The sequence below is a fragment of the Mycetocola spongiae genome (assembly GCF_020424085.1).
Classification (GTDB): domain Bacteria; phylum Actinomycetota; class Actinomycetes; order Actinomycetales; family Microbacteriaceae; genus Mycetocola; species Mycetocola spongiae.
Genome location: NZ_CP080203.1, coordinates 58,573 through 71,406, shown reverse-complemented (window position 1 = coordinate 71,406; position 12,834 = coordinate 58,573). Strand labels below are relative to the sequence as shown.

General features: G+C 66.9%; 13 protein-coding genes. 6 read left to right on the top strand and 7 right to left on the bottom strand.

The window, feature by feature from the left end:
• The first annotated feature begins 145 nt into the window (after positions 1 to 145).
• The gene (locus tag KXZ72_RS00355; RefSeq protein ID WP_226081732.1) at positions 146 to 1,141 is read left to right on the top strand and encodes a YeiH family protein; all 996 of its coding nucleotides are present in this window, start codon (positions 146 to 148) and stop codon (positions 1,139 to 1,141) included.
• A 90-nt stretch (positions 1,142 to 1,231) separates the two neighbouring features.
• Here the strand turns inward: KXZ72_RS00355 and KXZ72_RS00350 are convergent, their stop codons facing one another.
• The 6 genes from KXZ72_RS00350 to yczE all read right to left on the bottom strand — a co-directional run bounded on the left by KXZ72_RS00350 (position 1,232) and on the right by yczE (position 4,781).
• Positions 1,232 to 1,555 (bottom strand): DUF2469 family protein, encoded by a 324-nt coding sequence (locus KXZ72_RS00350; RefSeq protein WP_226081731.1) that lies wholly within the window; start codon positions 1,553 to 1,555, stop codon positions 1,232 to 1,234.
• Between the two features lie 12 nt (positions 1,556 to 1,567).
• Positions 1,568 to 2,212, bottom strand: coding sequence for a ribonuclease HII (locus KXZ72_RS00345; RefSeq protein WP_226081730.1), 645 nt, complete (start codon positions 2,210 to 2,212; stop codon positions 1,568 to 1,570).
• A 2-nt stretch (positions 2,213 to 2,214) separates the two neighbouring features.
• Positions 2,215 to 2,964: a signal peptidase I gene (lepB, locus tag KXZ72_RS00340; RefSeq protein ID WP_226081729.1), complete on the bottom strand. Its 750-nt coding sequence runs from the start codon at positions 2,962 to 2,964 to the stop codon at positions 2,215 to 2,217.
• Positions 2,965 to 3,045: 81 nt separating this feature from the next.
• Entirely contained in the window at positions 3,046 to 3,393 is a 348-nt protein-coding gene (rplS, locus tag KXZ72_RS00335; protein ID WP_226081728.1) for a 50S ribosomal protein L19, read from the bottom strand.
• Between the two features lie 167 nt (positions 3,394 to 3,560).
• Complete coding sequence (locus KXZ72_RS00330) at positions 3,561 to 4,052, bottom strand: hypothetical protein (RefSeq protein WP_226081727.1); 492 nt, start codon at positions 4,050 to 4,052, stop codon at positions 3,561 to 3,563.
• A 9-nt stretch (positions 4,053 to 4,061) separates the two neighbouring features.
• Entirely contained in the window at positions 4,062 to 4,781 is a 720-nt protein-coding gene (yczE, locus tag KXZ72_RS00325) for a membrane protein YczE (RefSeq protein ID WP_226081726.1), read from the bottom strand.
• A gap of 116 nt (positions 4,782 to 4,897) precedes the next feature.
• Here yczE and yczR point away from each other — a divergent pair, with 116 nt between their 5' ends.
• From yczR to KXZ72_RS00305, 4 genes are all read left to right on the top strand, one after another.
• Positions 4,898 to 6,322 (top strand): MocR-like transcription factor YczR, encoded by a 1,425-nt coding sequence (yczR, locus tag KXZ72_RS00320; RefSeq protein ID WP_226081725.1) that lies wholly within the window; start codon positions 4,898 to 4,900, stop codon positions 6,320 to 6,322.
• Between the two features lie 50 nt (positions 6,323 to 6,372).
• A complete protein-coding gene (gene map, locus KXZ72_RS00315) occupies positions 6,373 to 7,149 on the top strand; it encodes a type I methionyl aminopeptidase (RefSeq protein WP_226081724.1) in 777 nt (258 codons plus the stop codon).
• Between the two features lie 368 nt (positions 7,150 to 7,517).
• Positions 7,518 to 8,237, top strand: a complete 720-nt coding sequence (locus KXZ72_RS00310) for an ABC transporter ATP-binding protein (RefSeq protein WP_226081723.1) — start codon at positions 7,518 to 7,520, stop codon at positions 8,235 to 8,237.
• A gap of 4 nt (positions 8,238 to 8,241) precedes the next feature.
• On the top strand, positions 8,242 to 9,588 hold the full coding sequence (locus tag KXZ72_RS00305; protein ID WP_226081722.1) for a hypothetical protein: 1,347 nt from the start codon (positions 8,242 to 8,244) through the stop codon (positions 9,586 to 9,588).
• Here KXZ72_RS00305 and KXZ72_RS00300 read toward each other — a convergent pair.
• Positions 9,585 to 11,183, bottom strand: a complete 1,599-nt coding sequence (locus KXZ72_RS00300; protein WP_226081721.1) for a PucR family transcriptional regulator — start codon at positions 11,181 to 11,183, stop codon at positions 9,585 to 9,587. The two genes, KXZ72_RS00305 and KXZ72_RS00300, sit on opposite strands and share 4 nt — an antisense overlap.
• A 143-nt stretch (positions 11,184 to 11,326) precedes the next feature.
• Between KXZ72_RS00300 and KXZ72_RS00295 the strand changes: the two genes are divergently transcribed.
• The gene (locus KXZ72_RS00295) at positions 11,327 to 12,823 is read left to right on the top strand and encodes a sodium:solute symporter (protein WP_318999877.1); all 1,497 of its coding nucleotides are present in this window, start codon (positions 11,327 to 11,329) and stop codon (positions 12,821 to 12,823) included.
• Positions 12,824 to 12,834: the final 11 nt, after the last annotated feature.

Here is a 12,834-nt window from a genome sequence, read left to right as displayed (position 1 = left end):
CGGCAATGACCCCGCCGTCGATCACCCCACCGATCATCCCCACACCGCCGCAATGCGCGGCCTCCCGCCCGGGGACGGATAACGTAGGTTGAGGCCAAAATCCGAGGCCCCCGCATCGTTCACCACCCAACCGACGGAACCCCTCGTGCATAAACTGCTTCCCGGAATCCTCGCGGCCGCGATCGCCGCCGCCCTCGCGCACCTGCTCCACCTCGCGATTCCCGCCGTTCCCACCCTCACCGCGGCGGTGGCTCTGGGCATCATCGCCGCCAATATTCCGGCCGGCGCGCGCTTCCTCGACGGCATCCTCGCCCCGGGAATCGGGTTCTCCAGCAAAAAATTCATGCGCCTCGGAATCGTCCTGCTCGGCCTCAAGCTCAGCATCGTGGATGTGGCCAACCTCGGCTGGCCCACGCTCCTCGTGGTGATCGGCATCGTCATCCTCACCTTCATCGGCACGCTCTATGCGGGCCGCGCCCTCGGGCTCCCGGGCGATCAGCCGCTGCTCATGGCCGCCGGATTCTCCATCTGCGGGGCCTCCGCAATCGGGGCAATGAGCGCCGCCGCGGGCTCCAAATCGCGCGATTCCGCGACCCCCATCGCGATGGTCACGCTGTGTGGCACCCTCGCCATCGCCGTGCTGCCGCTCCTGGCCCGCCCGCTCGGGCTCAGCCCCGCCGATTTTGGCTTCTGGGTGGGTGCCAGCGTGCACGATGTGGGCCAGGTGGTCGCCACCGCGCAAACAGCCGGGGCCACCGCCCTGGCCGTGGCCGTGGTGGTCAAGCTCACGCGCGTCCTCATGCTCGCGCCGATGGTCACCGCCACAACCCTCGTGATGCGCTCGCGCAGCCGCGCCGCGGGCGAGGAGATCACCACCAAGCTGCCGCCGATCGTGCCGCTCTTTGTGGCCGGCTTCCTGCTGGCCGTGGCCCTGCGCAGCTTTGGCCTGGTTCCCGACCTCGCCCTGGATATCGCGGCCGAGGCCCAGGAGTGGCTGCTGGCCGCCGCGCTCTTTGCGCTCGGCGCCGGGGTGCGGGTGCGGGAGCTGCTGCGCGGAGGGGGCCGCGCCTTTGCCCTCGCGATGCTGTCCTGGACCCTCGTGGCCGCACTCTCCCTCGGCGCCCTGCTGATCCTGCCCTAGCCCGGCGCGGAGGAGTCCCCGCAAAAAAGACGGTGCCCGCCGCGGGTCTCCGGGGAGACTCGTGGCGGGCACCAGCGGGTGGGCCTCGCGCTATTTATCCAGCGAGAGGTCCTTGGGAAGTTCAAAATCGCGGGCGTTCAGCTCCTCGACGTTCACATCCTTAAACGTGAGCACACGAACCGACTTCACAAAGCGGTCGGAACGGTATACGTCCCAGACCCAGACATCGTTCATCGTGATCTCAAAATAAAAGTCGTGCTCGGTGTCCTGACGCACGAGGTTTACCTCGTTTGCCAGATAAAAGCGACGCTCTGTTTCAATTACATATTTAAACTGGGACACAACATCGCGGTACTCCCGGTACAGCGCGAGTTCGACCTCACGGTCGTAGTCCTCGATCTCGTCATCTTCCATGGTGTCTCCATCTTAGACGTAGGCGGTGAGCCACGTTTTGCGGTGTTCCGGGCTGAGCCCCAGTTCGGTGACCGCCGCGAGGTGCGTCGGTGCGCCATAGCCCTTATTTTTTGCCCAGCCATAGCCGGGAAACTCCAGATCGCGCGCGCACATGAGGGTATCGCGTTCCACCTTCGCCACGATCGACGCGGCCGCCACCGAGACACAGTCGCGGTCGGCCTTTACGCGCGTGCGCACATCCAGCGGGTGGGTGAGCGCCGGGCTGAGCCAGTCATGCGAGCCGTCCAGCAGGATGATGCTGCCGGCGATATCCGCCCCCGCCTCATGCAGCCTCGCGAGCGCGCGTTTCCCCGCGAGCGCAAGCGCCGGAACGATGCCCAGCTCATCCACCTCCGCGGCCGAGGCCATGCCCACCGCGGTATAGGGGGCCCATTCGCGCACAAGCGGGTCGAGCAGGGCGCGCTTCTTCTCGCTTACCAGTTTGGAATCGCGCAGGCCCGCGGGATGCTCGCCGAGCCCGGCATAATAACCGGCCATGCCCACGGCCACGGGGCCGGCCACGGCACCACGGCCCACCTCATCGCAGCCGATCACCAGCCGCGCTCCCCCGGACAGCAGGGACAGCTCCACCTCGGCGGTGGGATCACTCACGGCCACGGTTACTCGGAATCCCGTTCCACACCGCGGAATACCTCGGGATAATTGCCGAGGCCGCTCCAGCGGTCCATCGGCCAGCTGATCACAAACGCGCGACCCACCACGTTTTTGATCGGCACAAAGCCCTTGGTGGGACCCTCGAGGTTATAGCGGGAGTCCTTGGAGTCATAGCGGTTATCGCCCATGACCCAGAGCATGCCCTCGGGCACGGTCTGCTTAAAGTTCACCGCGGATACGCTCTGCGTGCCCGGGGGCAGCTTCACATAGGGTTCATCCAGCGGCACGCCGTTTACGGTGAGCTGGCCCAGCGCGTTACAGCACTCCACCACGTCTCCGGGCAGGCCGATCACCCGCTTAATGAGGTGGTCATTATTATCCGGCGAGCTCAGCCCCACGAGGGACAGCAGCCAGTCGCCCGCCTCCGCGAGCGGGGCCTTGGAAACCTTGGGACTCACGGGCAGCCAGCCGCCCGGATCCCGGAATACCACCACATCGCCGTGCTTTATGCTCACCAGATTGGGAACCAGCTCGTTCACCAGGATGCGGTCGTTGACCTGAAGCGTGTTTTCCATCGAACCCGAGGGGATATAAAACGAACGCACCAGGAAGGTCTTCACGAGGAAGGAGGCCAGAATGGCGATAAAGAGGATGACCACAATATCGCGCAGGAAATACCATCCACCGCGTTTTTTTGCCGGACGATTCCGGCTCCGAAGGGGGAGGGATTCCCCCGTAACTGCATTATCCGTCATTTAACCGCCCGAGCTCCCCACCAGCATACTGTGGTGGGGAGCTCGTTTCCCGGCGGCTTGCCGAAAATGCGGAAGCGGGACTTAGAAGTCGCGCTTCTCCTTGATCTTCGCCTTCTTACCGCGCAGTTCGCGCAGGTAGTAGAGCTTCGCACGACGAACGTCACCGCGGGTGACGATCTCGATCTGCTCGATGACCGGGGAGTGAACCGGGAAGGTACGCTCGACACCGATCTGGAAGCTCACCTTACGAACGGTGAAGGTCTCGCGGACGCTGTCTCCCTGGCGACGGATAACGACGCCCTGGAAGACCTGTACACGGGAGCGGGTGCCCTCGATGATGTTTACGTGAACCTTAACGGTGTCACCGGGGCGGAAGTCGGGAAGACCCGACTTGAGTGATGCTGCATCGACTGCGTCGAGGTTATGCATGTTGTTTCGCTCTCTGTACCCGCCACAGGTCGACTACGAAATAGGATTTTGAACTAAAGTTTGTGTGCCCGCGTAGTCGCCGGCTCCCCTGTGGCAGAGATTGGCCGCGGCACAAGGGATTATTATGTCACGAAAACACGGCGCGGACCAAAAGGAATGGGCACACCCTAGGAGGGGCGACGCTCCTCGATGATGATGACGTCGCCGTCGTCATCAAAGCGCGGCGGAGGATTGCCGCGCGAGGCATTGGCCAGGCGCTCAAACTCGGCGAGGGTTTCGCGGTTGCGCACGGCGGCCTCGCGCACGATGCGCCACAGTCCGTACCACAGCGCACCCAGCCCCGCGATGACCCCGAGCCCCGCAAAGAGGGCCATGGTGGGGCCAAAAAAGCCAAACCCGATGATGGCTGCATGCCAGACCGCGAGCACGCCCACATCGGCCCATTCCAGCGCGCGATTGCGCCGCACATTTGCCCGCCCATAAAACAGCAGGGCCACGATCAGCAGCACAAAAAAGAGGACGGGCATCGCGACCATGAGGCCCAGGAAATCCCAACCGCCACCGCCGCCGTCAAAAATTGCCCAGCCCAGCAGGGGCCAGAGTGGGAGTACCACCACGGCAATAAACATCCAGCGTAGGAAGATCCGGCGTATCGGCATGACTCCAGCCTAGGCGTTGAGGGGCTCCGGCGCATCGGGCGAACGTCCATCTTCGGGATGATTTCGCCCACGGCGCACCGTGGCCCGGGCCTCGCCGATCTCGGCATCCGAGGTCACCACGCGCCCACCGACCAGGCGTACCCGGCATACGCGCAGCGCCCACTGGATCATCGGGCCGATACCCAGCGCAAAGATCACGGTGCCAATTCCGAGGCCGCCGCCCATAAACCAGCCGCCCAGGGCGGCAATGATCTCGATGGTGCCGCGCACCACCCAGACCGGCGCACCGGTCAGGCCCGTGAAGCCTGTCATCAGGCCATCGCGCGGCCCCGGGCCCATCCCCGCCCCGATATAGAGGGCCGTGGAAAAGGCCAGGATGAGCATGGCGGTTATAAAATAGCCGATCTGCACGGCAAGATGCGTGGGTGCCGGCAGCACGGTCAGGATCAGATCGGCCACCGGGCCCACCGAGATCGCGTTAATTACGGTGCCCACCCCGGGGCGCTGGCGCAACGGAATCCAGATCAACATGATCACGAGGCTGATCGCCAGCACACTCAACCCGAAACTGAGCCCGGTATGCCGCGCCACGCCCTGCGCGAGGACGTCCCACGGGGATACCCCCAGGCCCGCGCGCACAAAAAGCGCGAGGGCCACGCCATAAAAGAACAGTCCGATCGCGAGGCGGGCGGAGCGAATACCAAGCCGGGGGCTGGTGAGGAAATACATCGGGGTGGTCCATTTCTCTGCGGCGGGAATCTCCGGACACTCCGGCACACCGCACCCGTATCATTAGGCCCGAGATTGGCCCCCTTTTATAGAGCCACTTTTGATAAAGTGGCCCAATGATGATGGCTCCAACCTCCACGGTGACCCCCGCGCGCCTGCTCCGCGAGCTCGGCGAATGGCGCCGCGACGATCTTCCCGCCTATCGCGCGCTGGCCGAACGCCTGCGCCTCCTGGTCTTGGACGGCCGCCTGCCCGTGGGCACCCGCCTGCCCGCTGAACGCGAGTTATGCGGCCGCCTGGAGCTGAGCCGCAATACCGTGGCGGCGGCCTATGGCCTGCTGCGTGAGCGCGAATACCTGGAGAGCGTGCGCGGATCCGGGAGTCGGCTGCGGCTGCCCGAGGGCTCGCGCGGCCGCGCCGACCTCGTCTCCCCCGCCCTGATCGATTTCCGCAAGGCCAGCTTCGAGGCCCATCCCGGCGTCATGGATTATTACCGGCGGGCCCTCGAAATCCTGCCCGGGGAGATCACCGATTCCGGCTATGACACCCGCGGCCTGCCCATGCTGCGCGAGGCCATCGCCGACCACTATACGGGCCGCGGCCTGGCCACCGATCCCGAACAGATCATCGTGACCAGCGGCGCCCAGCACGCCCTGCACCTCGTGACGCGCGCCCTGTTGCGCCCGGGCGATCGCGCGCTGATCGAACACCCCAGCTATCCCCACGCCTTTGATACCCTCTCCGGGGCCGGTGCCCGCATCGTCTCCTCCCCGATCGACCCGCACGGCTGGGATATCGAGGCGGCCGAGGAGATCATGCGCCGACATACCCCCGCACTCGCCTATGTGATGCCCGATTTTCATAACCCCACCGGGCGCAGCCTGAGCGAGACCGATCGGGCCCGGCTCGCCCAGGCCACCGCGCGCCGCGGCACCACGCTCATCGCCGATGAGACCACCGCCTGGCTGGATATCGACCGCGGCGATCGCTCGCCCCTCGCGGGCCACGGCCCGGGCATCGTGACGCTCGGCTCGCTGGGTAAGGTCGCCTGGGGTGGGCTGCGGATCGGCTGGATCCGCGCGCCGCGCACAGTGGTCGAGCGGGTACTCGCCGTGCGCTCGGGCGTGGACCTGGGCACCGCGATCATGGAACAGATCGTGGGTACGCTGGCGCTGCGCGATACCGAGGTCATGGTGGGCTTCCGCCGCGCCCAGCTGCGCCAGAACCGCGATCACCTGCTTGGGCTGCTCGCCGAGCACTTCCCCGAGTGGAGCCCCCACGTGGTGAACGGCGGAATGTCGCTATGGCAGCATACCGGGGGCGTCTCGACCCTCGCGCTGGCCGTGGCCGCGCGCGCCGAGGGCCTCGCGATTGTGCCCGGAACCCGCTTCGGCACCGACGGCGGCTTTGACCACCACCTGCGCCTCCCCTTTGGCTATTCCCCGGATACCCTCACGGCCGGGATCCGGGCGCTGCGCCGCGCCGCCGATGCCGTGGAGACCCACGTCCCGGCGGGCCGCGCGAGTAGCGCAATGATCTAACCGCGGCCCGGGGTTTTCCGATCCCGGCCCGCACTGCGAGAATGGAACACATGATTGAACTGAGAACACCCGCCGAGATCGACGAGATGCGTCCGGCCGGAGTCTTTGTGGCCGAGGTCCTGAGCGCGCTGCGCGAGAAGGCCGCCGTGGGGGTGAACCTCCTGGAGCTGGACGAGCTCGCGCATAAGATGATCCGCGACCGCGGTGCCGAGTCCTGCTATATCGACTATCACCCCTCGTTTGGCGCGAGCCCGTTTGGCAAGGTGCTGTGCACCTCCGTGAACGACGCCGTGCTGCACGGGCTGCCGCACGACTATACGCTCGCCGATGGCGACCTACTCACCGTGGACTTCGCCGCGAGCGTTAATGGTTGGGTCTCGGATTCGGCCCTCAGCGTGATCGTGGGCACCGAGCGTCCCGAGGACCGCCGCCTGATCGATGTCACCACCGAGGCCCTGGCCGCGGGTATCGCCCAGGCCGTGGTGGGCAATAAGACCGGCGATATCTCCAATGCGATCGGCGCGGTTGCCACCCTCGCGGGCTATAAGATCAACACCGATTTTGGCGGCCACGGCGTGGGTCGCACGATGCACGGCGATCCGCACATCACCAATAAGGGCCGCCCGAACCGCGGCTTTCCGCTGCGCGAGGGCCTCGTGATCGCGATCGAGCCCTGGTTCCTGCAGAGCACCGATCTGCTCGTGACCGATCCCGATGGCTGGACCCTGCGCTCGGCCGATGGTTCGCGCGGCGCCCACCAGGAGCACACCGTGGCCATCACCGCCGACGGCCCGATCATCCTCACCGATCGCCACGACGGGCACTAGGCACCCGCCTCGGCCGCAAGCCCGCGGGCGATTCCACTTTTCCTTGTGGGATTGCCCGCGGGCTTTTGTGTGTCCCGGGGGTTCCGCGAGTGGCCGCGGCGGGGCCCGCTTCCCGGGGCGCTGCCCCCACCGGCGATCCGCGTGAACACCGCGATATCGCCGCCCGCAGCTCCGTGGGGCATTGGAATTCTCCCGTGCGGTCGCGAGATCCGGCACCCTGATTTATCCCCGAGGGCAGGCCCATTCCCACGGAACCCACCGTACGCTGGCACAAAATCGGCGGTTACGGGTCCGCTCTCCCCTATCGGGTGCCGCGGGGCCCACCCGGCACCGGGCCCCAACGCCATCTACGCGGAAGGACCTAACCCATGGATGCGCTGGTCGCCACCGGCCTGAAAAAATCATTTCCCTTCGGCTCGCGCGGCCGGCAGGTTCCGGTATTGCGCGGAATCGATATGCGGATTAGGCCCGGGGAACGGGTGGCCCTGATCGGGCCCTCGGGATCGGGGAAATCCACGCTGCTCGCATGCCTCTCGGGTGTGCTGAGCCCAGATGAGGGCACGCTGCGCTGCCAAGATCGCCTCCTGGATCGCGCCGGATCGCGCGGGCAGGAAAGATTTCTGCGCGATACCCTCGGCCTCATCACCCAGGACTACCGGCTTGTCTCCTCGCTCACCGCCCGGGAAAATATCGAGTTTGCGCAGCGCATCCGGCACCATCCCGATGCCGCGCTGGTCATCGGCCTCCTACACGCGCTGGGCCTCGCGCCGCTCGCCGAGGCACTCCCGGATCGCCTCTCCGGCGGCGAGCAACAGCGTGTCGCAATTGCGCGGGCCATCGCGTGTCACCCCCAGATCATCCTGGCCGATGAACCCACCAGCGCGCTCGATACCCATAATGGCTCCGCCGTCATGAATCTCCTGACCGACCTCGGCGATTCCGGCACCGCCACCGTGCTGGTCACACACGATCTGGGTGCGGCGGCCCGCTGCGACCGGGTTTATCTGCTCCGCGACGGGCAGATCCTGGGTGAACTCCACGCTCCGAGCCACGCCGCCGTGCTGGCCGCCTTCGGGGAACTCAGCTAGGCGCATGTTCCGGCTCTGGCATCGCGAGTTTTTGCGGACCCTGGGCGTCTGGGCGGGCCTGATTATCCTGACGACCCTCATCGCGGTCGGCCTCATCGCGTTTTTGACCATGCTGGGTGATGCCCTCCAGGCGCGCGCCAATAATCTGCTCGACGAGCGGGCGGTTCGCGGCATCGGGGGCTTTACCATGCTTCCGCTGGTGATCCTGGTGGGCGTGGCCCTGCATGCCGTGCGCTCCACCATTCGCGCCATCGTGGTACTCCTGGCCGAGAGTATCCTCCGCTGGCGGCAGGCGGGCCTACTCTCCGGGCAGATCGCGCTCATCATCCGGGGCAGCATTGCCCTGTCCATCGCGCTGGGCACCGCCGCGGGCTGGGCGCTGTCCGTCCCCGGAACCCCGCTGCTCAGCGCGCCCCTGCGCACGCTCACCCCCGAGGTCGCCGCGCTTGCGCTTGCCCCCCGGCCCGCGGCCGTGGCCGCCACGCTGCTCCTGCTGGAACTGTGTGTGCTGATGGGAACCGCGGGCCTGGGCACCCGGCTCCGGAGCGGCCGCGGCACCCCCGAATCCGCCGCGACTCGGTCGCCCGCGCGCTCCCGGACCCGGTGGCTAAAAACCCTGCTCGCCCTGCTGCTGCTGATCGGCATCGGCGCAACCATGTCCACCGCATCCGAGAGCAACCTGAGCATGAACGCGCTCCTTAGCGGGCTGGTGCTGGTTTTTCTGCTGGACTGCCTCGGCCCGTGGCTCTATCCCGCGCTGCTGCGGATCACCGCGGGTCCGATCCCCCAGGGCCATTCCACGGTGAGCTATATCGCGGTGCGCGCGGCCCGCGCCCGGGTGCGCGCAACCCCGGGGGTTCTGGCCACCGGAATGGTCGCGGGAACCATCGCGGGGAGCGTGACCGGTGTCACCGGAATCATTCGATCACTCTCTCACGGCACGCCCACCCAGCCCGCGGAGGGTCCCCTCATGCTGGTGATGTTTGGGGTGCCCATCGCGCTGGGCCTGGCCGCCGCCGCGCTCGGCGTATATCTGCGCGGTGGCCGCGCGGCGCGCGACGCCCAGACCCTACGCCGCCTCGGCTGGGGCCGCGGCCAGATCATGGCGGCACGGCTCCAGGAATCCCTGGGGTATGTCCTCGCCGCGACGGCACTCGCACTCATCTGCTCGATCGCGGCCACCCTCGTGCTCTGGGGTGGCCTGGCGGCGCGGGGACCCATCGGGGCGTGGGTATTTGATCCCCGGCCGGTGCTCCTCGTGGCGCTTATCCATCTTGTGCTGTGCTCGGCCGTGGTATTTCTCCCGGAGCCCGATGCCCGCGAATCCACGCGGGCGGCGCGCGGCGGCTAGGCCCCGCGGGTGCGCGCCCGGGCCCCACCGTCACGAATATGATGCCGCAACGCAAAGATCAGATCGGCGCGGACATGGGCATCGTCCAGGTCGCGATCCAGGAGCGCACCGGCGCGCGGCACCAGGCGGCGCACGGTATTACGATGCACACCCAGAGCGCGCGCCGTGGCATCCCAAGAGCCGTTATGCAACAGCCAGGTATACAGCGTATCCACGAGTTCCGTGGCCGCCGGATCGGCCAGCAGCGCCTCCAGGACCGTGCGCGCAAAGAGATCCGAAAGCGGCGCGGGAATCAGCGCCCCCAGCGTTTCCAGCTCGCTGCCGGCCACCAGCGGCCGTCCGGCCTCGCGGGCGCGGGGCAAAAGCAGCTCTGCCTCGCGGATCGCGGTGGCCAGCTCATCCACCGGATATGCGGTACTCACGCAGGCCAGCCAGCCGCGGGCGTGCAGATCGGCAAGCACGTGCTCGCCGGGGACCGCCGCGACCAGCGCCCGCAGCGCGCCCGCGCGGTGATCCACAAACGGGGTATCCAGTGCCCGCCGCCACCAGATCAGATCGGTGGCCTGGGCGGGCTCCCCCGCGGCCGAGACCGCAACCACCGTATGCACAGCGCGGGTCCCCGCCCGCCCGAGCGAGGTCGCCACGAGCCGACCCCAGCGTTCGATGCCCGCGCGATCCGCCGGAGGACCATCCACCAGCAGCAGCATCATCAGCTGATCCAGCGCGATGGTCTGCGAGCGCGGCAGCCCCAGCGCTGCCTGCAAGAGATCCGCGGCCAGGGCAAAACCCGTGCGGTCATCGCTGCCAATATGTTCTTTAATCAGCAGCAGCACGGTGCCGCGCGAGGCGCGCCCGCCGTCGCGATCGATGCGCCGTGCCACTGCCTCCAGCGCTCCCCCGGCCGGGGCCGTAAACAGGTCCTCGCCGCGCTCGCTGCGCGCCAGCTCGGCCACCGCCCCGGAGAGCAGCGCCTCCTCCTCCGCGGGCGGCAGCGCCCGCGCCAGCACCCCCGCGGTGGAGGTATCGCTGCCCGAGCGCAGCAGCACGCGCGCGCCGCTCTGCTCGGCGAGGGCCTCGATCAGCGCGCGGTCGGGATGCGGTTGCAGGACCGCGCGGGTGAGCCGCCGGGCGAGCGTGGAAACAAACTGCAGCCCGCGCACCCGCACGCTCTCCAGCTCGCGGGCGAACTGCGCCGTGATCTGCACAAACGGCACCTCGCGCGGCACCCGCAGGAGCACCAGCCCGGCCCGCTCACATGCCGCGATCAGGGCCTCGGGCACCTCGGGATAAACGGGCTCGACCCCAAATCCGAGGGCGGAGATTCCGGCCGCGCATAGTGCATCCACATAGGCGTCCAGGCGCCCGGGCTCGGCGGACAGCCCCAGCCCCGTGATCAGGAGCAGCTCGTGCCCGGTGAGATAGGTTTCGGGATGCTCCAGCTCGATCACGGCGCAGTGCGTCAGGATGATCGCGCCCGGATCGGCGGGCCCCGCAAGCACCCCGAGCCCCAGCTCATCCGCCGCCAGCAGGCGCCCGAGGGCCACCCCCGTGGGCCGCGCCGTCTCTCCCACATACCCCGCACTCTTATGCGACATGCGCCCATCCCCCCGCGTCCAGTCGGGATGATTTATCCCAAAAATTATCCTACCGGGACATAATATCGAAGCGGAGGGGCCGCGGGCGTGGATAGCCTGGCACAACCAAACTCAGCTCACTACCTATTACCCTGGGGGACATCGTGGTCCTGGACTATATCGTTATTGCCGTTTATATGATCGCCATACTCGGCGTCGGATACTGGGGCCTGCGGCGCTCCAAAACCAAGAGCGACTATCTGGTGGCCGGCCGCCGCCTCGGCACCTTTATGTACTCGGGTGCCCTCTCGGCCATCGTCCTGGGCGGGGCCTCCACCGTGGGCGGCATCGGCCTGGGCTATAGCTATGGCCTCTCCGGCGCCTGGCTGGTGGTGGCCATCGGCCTGGGCATCCTGGTCCTCAGCGCCTTTTTTGCCAAGCGGATCGTGAAGCTTAAGGTCTATACCGTGACCGAGATGCTGGACCTGCGCTATGGCGGCAACTCCGGCCTGATCTCGGGCATCGTGATGTTCCTCTATACGCTCATGCTCACGGTGACCTCCACGCTGGCCTATGCCACGATCTTCCACGTGCTTTTTGGCATCCCCAATATCGCCGGAATCGCGATCGGCGGCACCGTGGTGGTGGCCTATTCGGTCATGGGCGGAATGTGGTCCATCACCCTGACCGATGTGGTGCAGTTTGTGATCAAGACCATCGGCATCCTGTTCCTGCTGCTGCCGATCTCGCTGGTACATGCGGGAGGCTTCTCGGGAATGCGCGAGCGCCTGGGCGAGTCCTTCTTCTCCCCGTGGTCGATCGGCGGGGCCACGATCATCACCTATATCGTGGTGTATACCCTGGGCCTGCTGATCGGGCAGGATATCTGGCAGCGCGTATTCACCGCCCGCACCCCGAAGGTAGCGCGCATCGGCGGCCTCGCCTCCGGCGCCTACTGCCTGATCTATGCCGTGGCCGGTGCGCTGATCGGGATGGCCACCCGCGTGATCTACCCCGATCTGAAGGTGCCCGATGAGGCCTTCGCCACGATTGTGCAGGACTCGCTGCCGCCGGGTGTGCGCGGGCTGGTGCTCGCCGCGGCCCTCGCCGCGATGATGTCCACCGCGAGCGGCGCGCTGATCGCATCCGCCACGGTACTCACCAGCGATATCTTCCCGCGGTTGCGCGCGATCTTCCGCCCCGGAACCCCGAGCTTCGCGCAGGGCGGCTCGCTCACTGTCTATCGCGTGGCGATCCTCGGGCTGGGCATCGTCACGATCCTGATCGCCTCCTCGGTCAGCAGCGTGGTCGCGGCACTCACGATCGCCTATAACATCCTCGTCGGCGGGCTCTTTGTCTCGATCCTGGGCGGCCTGGTCTGGAAGCGCGGCACGCGCGCCGGCGCCTGGGCGAGCATCCTCGTGGGCACCGTGGCCGTGATCATCACGATGTTTGCCACCGATATTCTGGCCAATCAGCCGATCTATGTGGGCCTCGGAACCGGCCTGGTCACCTATGTGGTGGTGAGCCTGTGCACGCGCCCCACCGAGGAGGCGATCATGTCCGAGTGGACCCACCGCCTCTCCGCGAGCGATACCGAGGATATTAACGTTTCGCGGCCCGAGACGGCCACGATCGCCTTCGATCCGCATAACCACTAATTTTCCCCCAC

Bases quoted from the DNA above. Each gene is read 5' to 3' on its own strand.
- yczR (WP_226081725.1), top strand. From the start codon at position 4,898: ATGATGATGGCTCCAACCTCCACGGTGACCCCCGCGCGCCTGCTCCGC.
- KXZ72_RS00305 (WP_226081722.1), top strand. From the start codon at position 8,242: ATGTTCCGGCTCTGGCATCGCGAGTTTTTGCGGACCCTGGGCGTCTGG.
- lepB (WP_226081729.1), bottom strand. From the start codon at position 2,964: ATGACGGATAATGCAGTTACGGGGGAATCCCTCCCCCTTCGGAGCCGG.
- map (WP_226081724.1), top strand. From the start codon at position 6,373: ATGATTGAACTGAGAACACCCGCCGAGATCGACGAGATGCGTCCGGCC.
- KXZ72_RS00350 (WP_226081731.1), bottom strand. From the start codon at position 1,555: ATGGAAGATGACGAGATCGAGGACTACGACCGTGAGGTCGAACTCGCG.
- KXZ72_RS00330 (WP_226081727.1), bottom strand. From the start codon at position 4,052: ATGCCGATACGCCGGATCTTCCTACGCTGGATGTTTATTGCCGTGGTG.
- KXZ72_RS00300 (WP_226081721.1), bottom strand. From the start codon at position 11,183: ATGTCGCATAAGAGTGCGGGGTATGTGGGAGAGACGGCGCGGCCCACG.
- yczE (WP_226081726.1), bottom strand. From the start codon at position 4,781: ATGTATTTCCTCACCAGCCCCCGGCTTGGTATTCGCTCCGCCCGCCTC.
- rplS (WP_226081728.1), bottom strand. From the start codon at position 3,393: ATGCATAACCTCGACGCAGTCGATGCAGCATCACTCAAGTCGGGTCTT.
- KXZ72_RS00310 (WP_226081723.1), top strand. From the start codon at position 7,518: ATGGATGCGCTGGTCGCCACCGGCCTGAAAAAATCATTTCCCTTCGGC.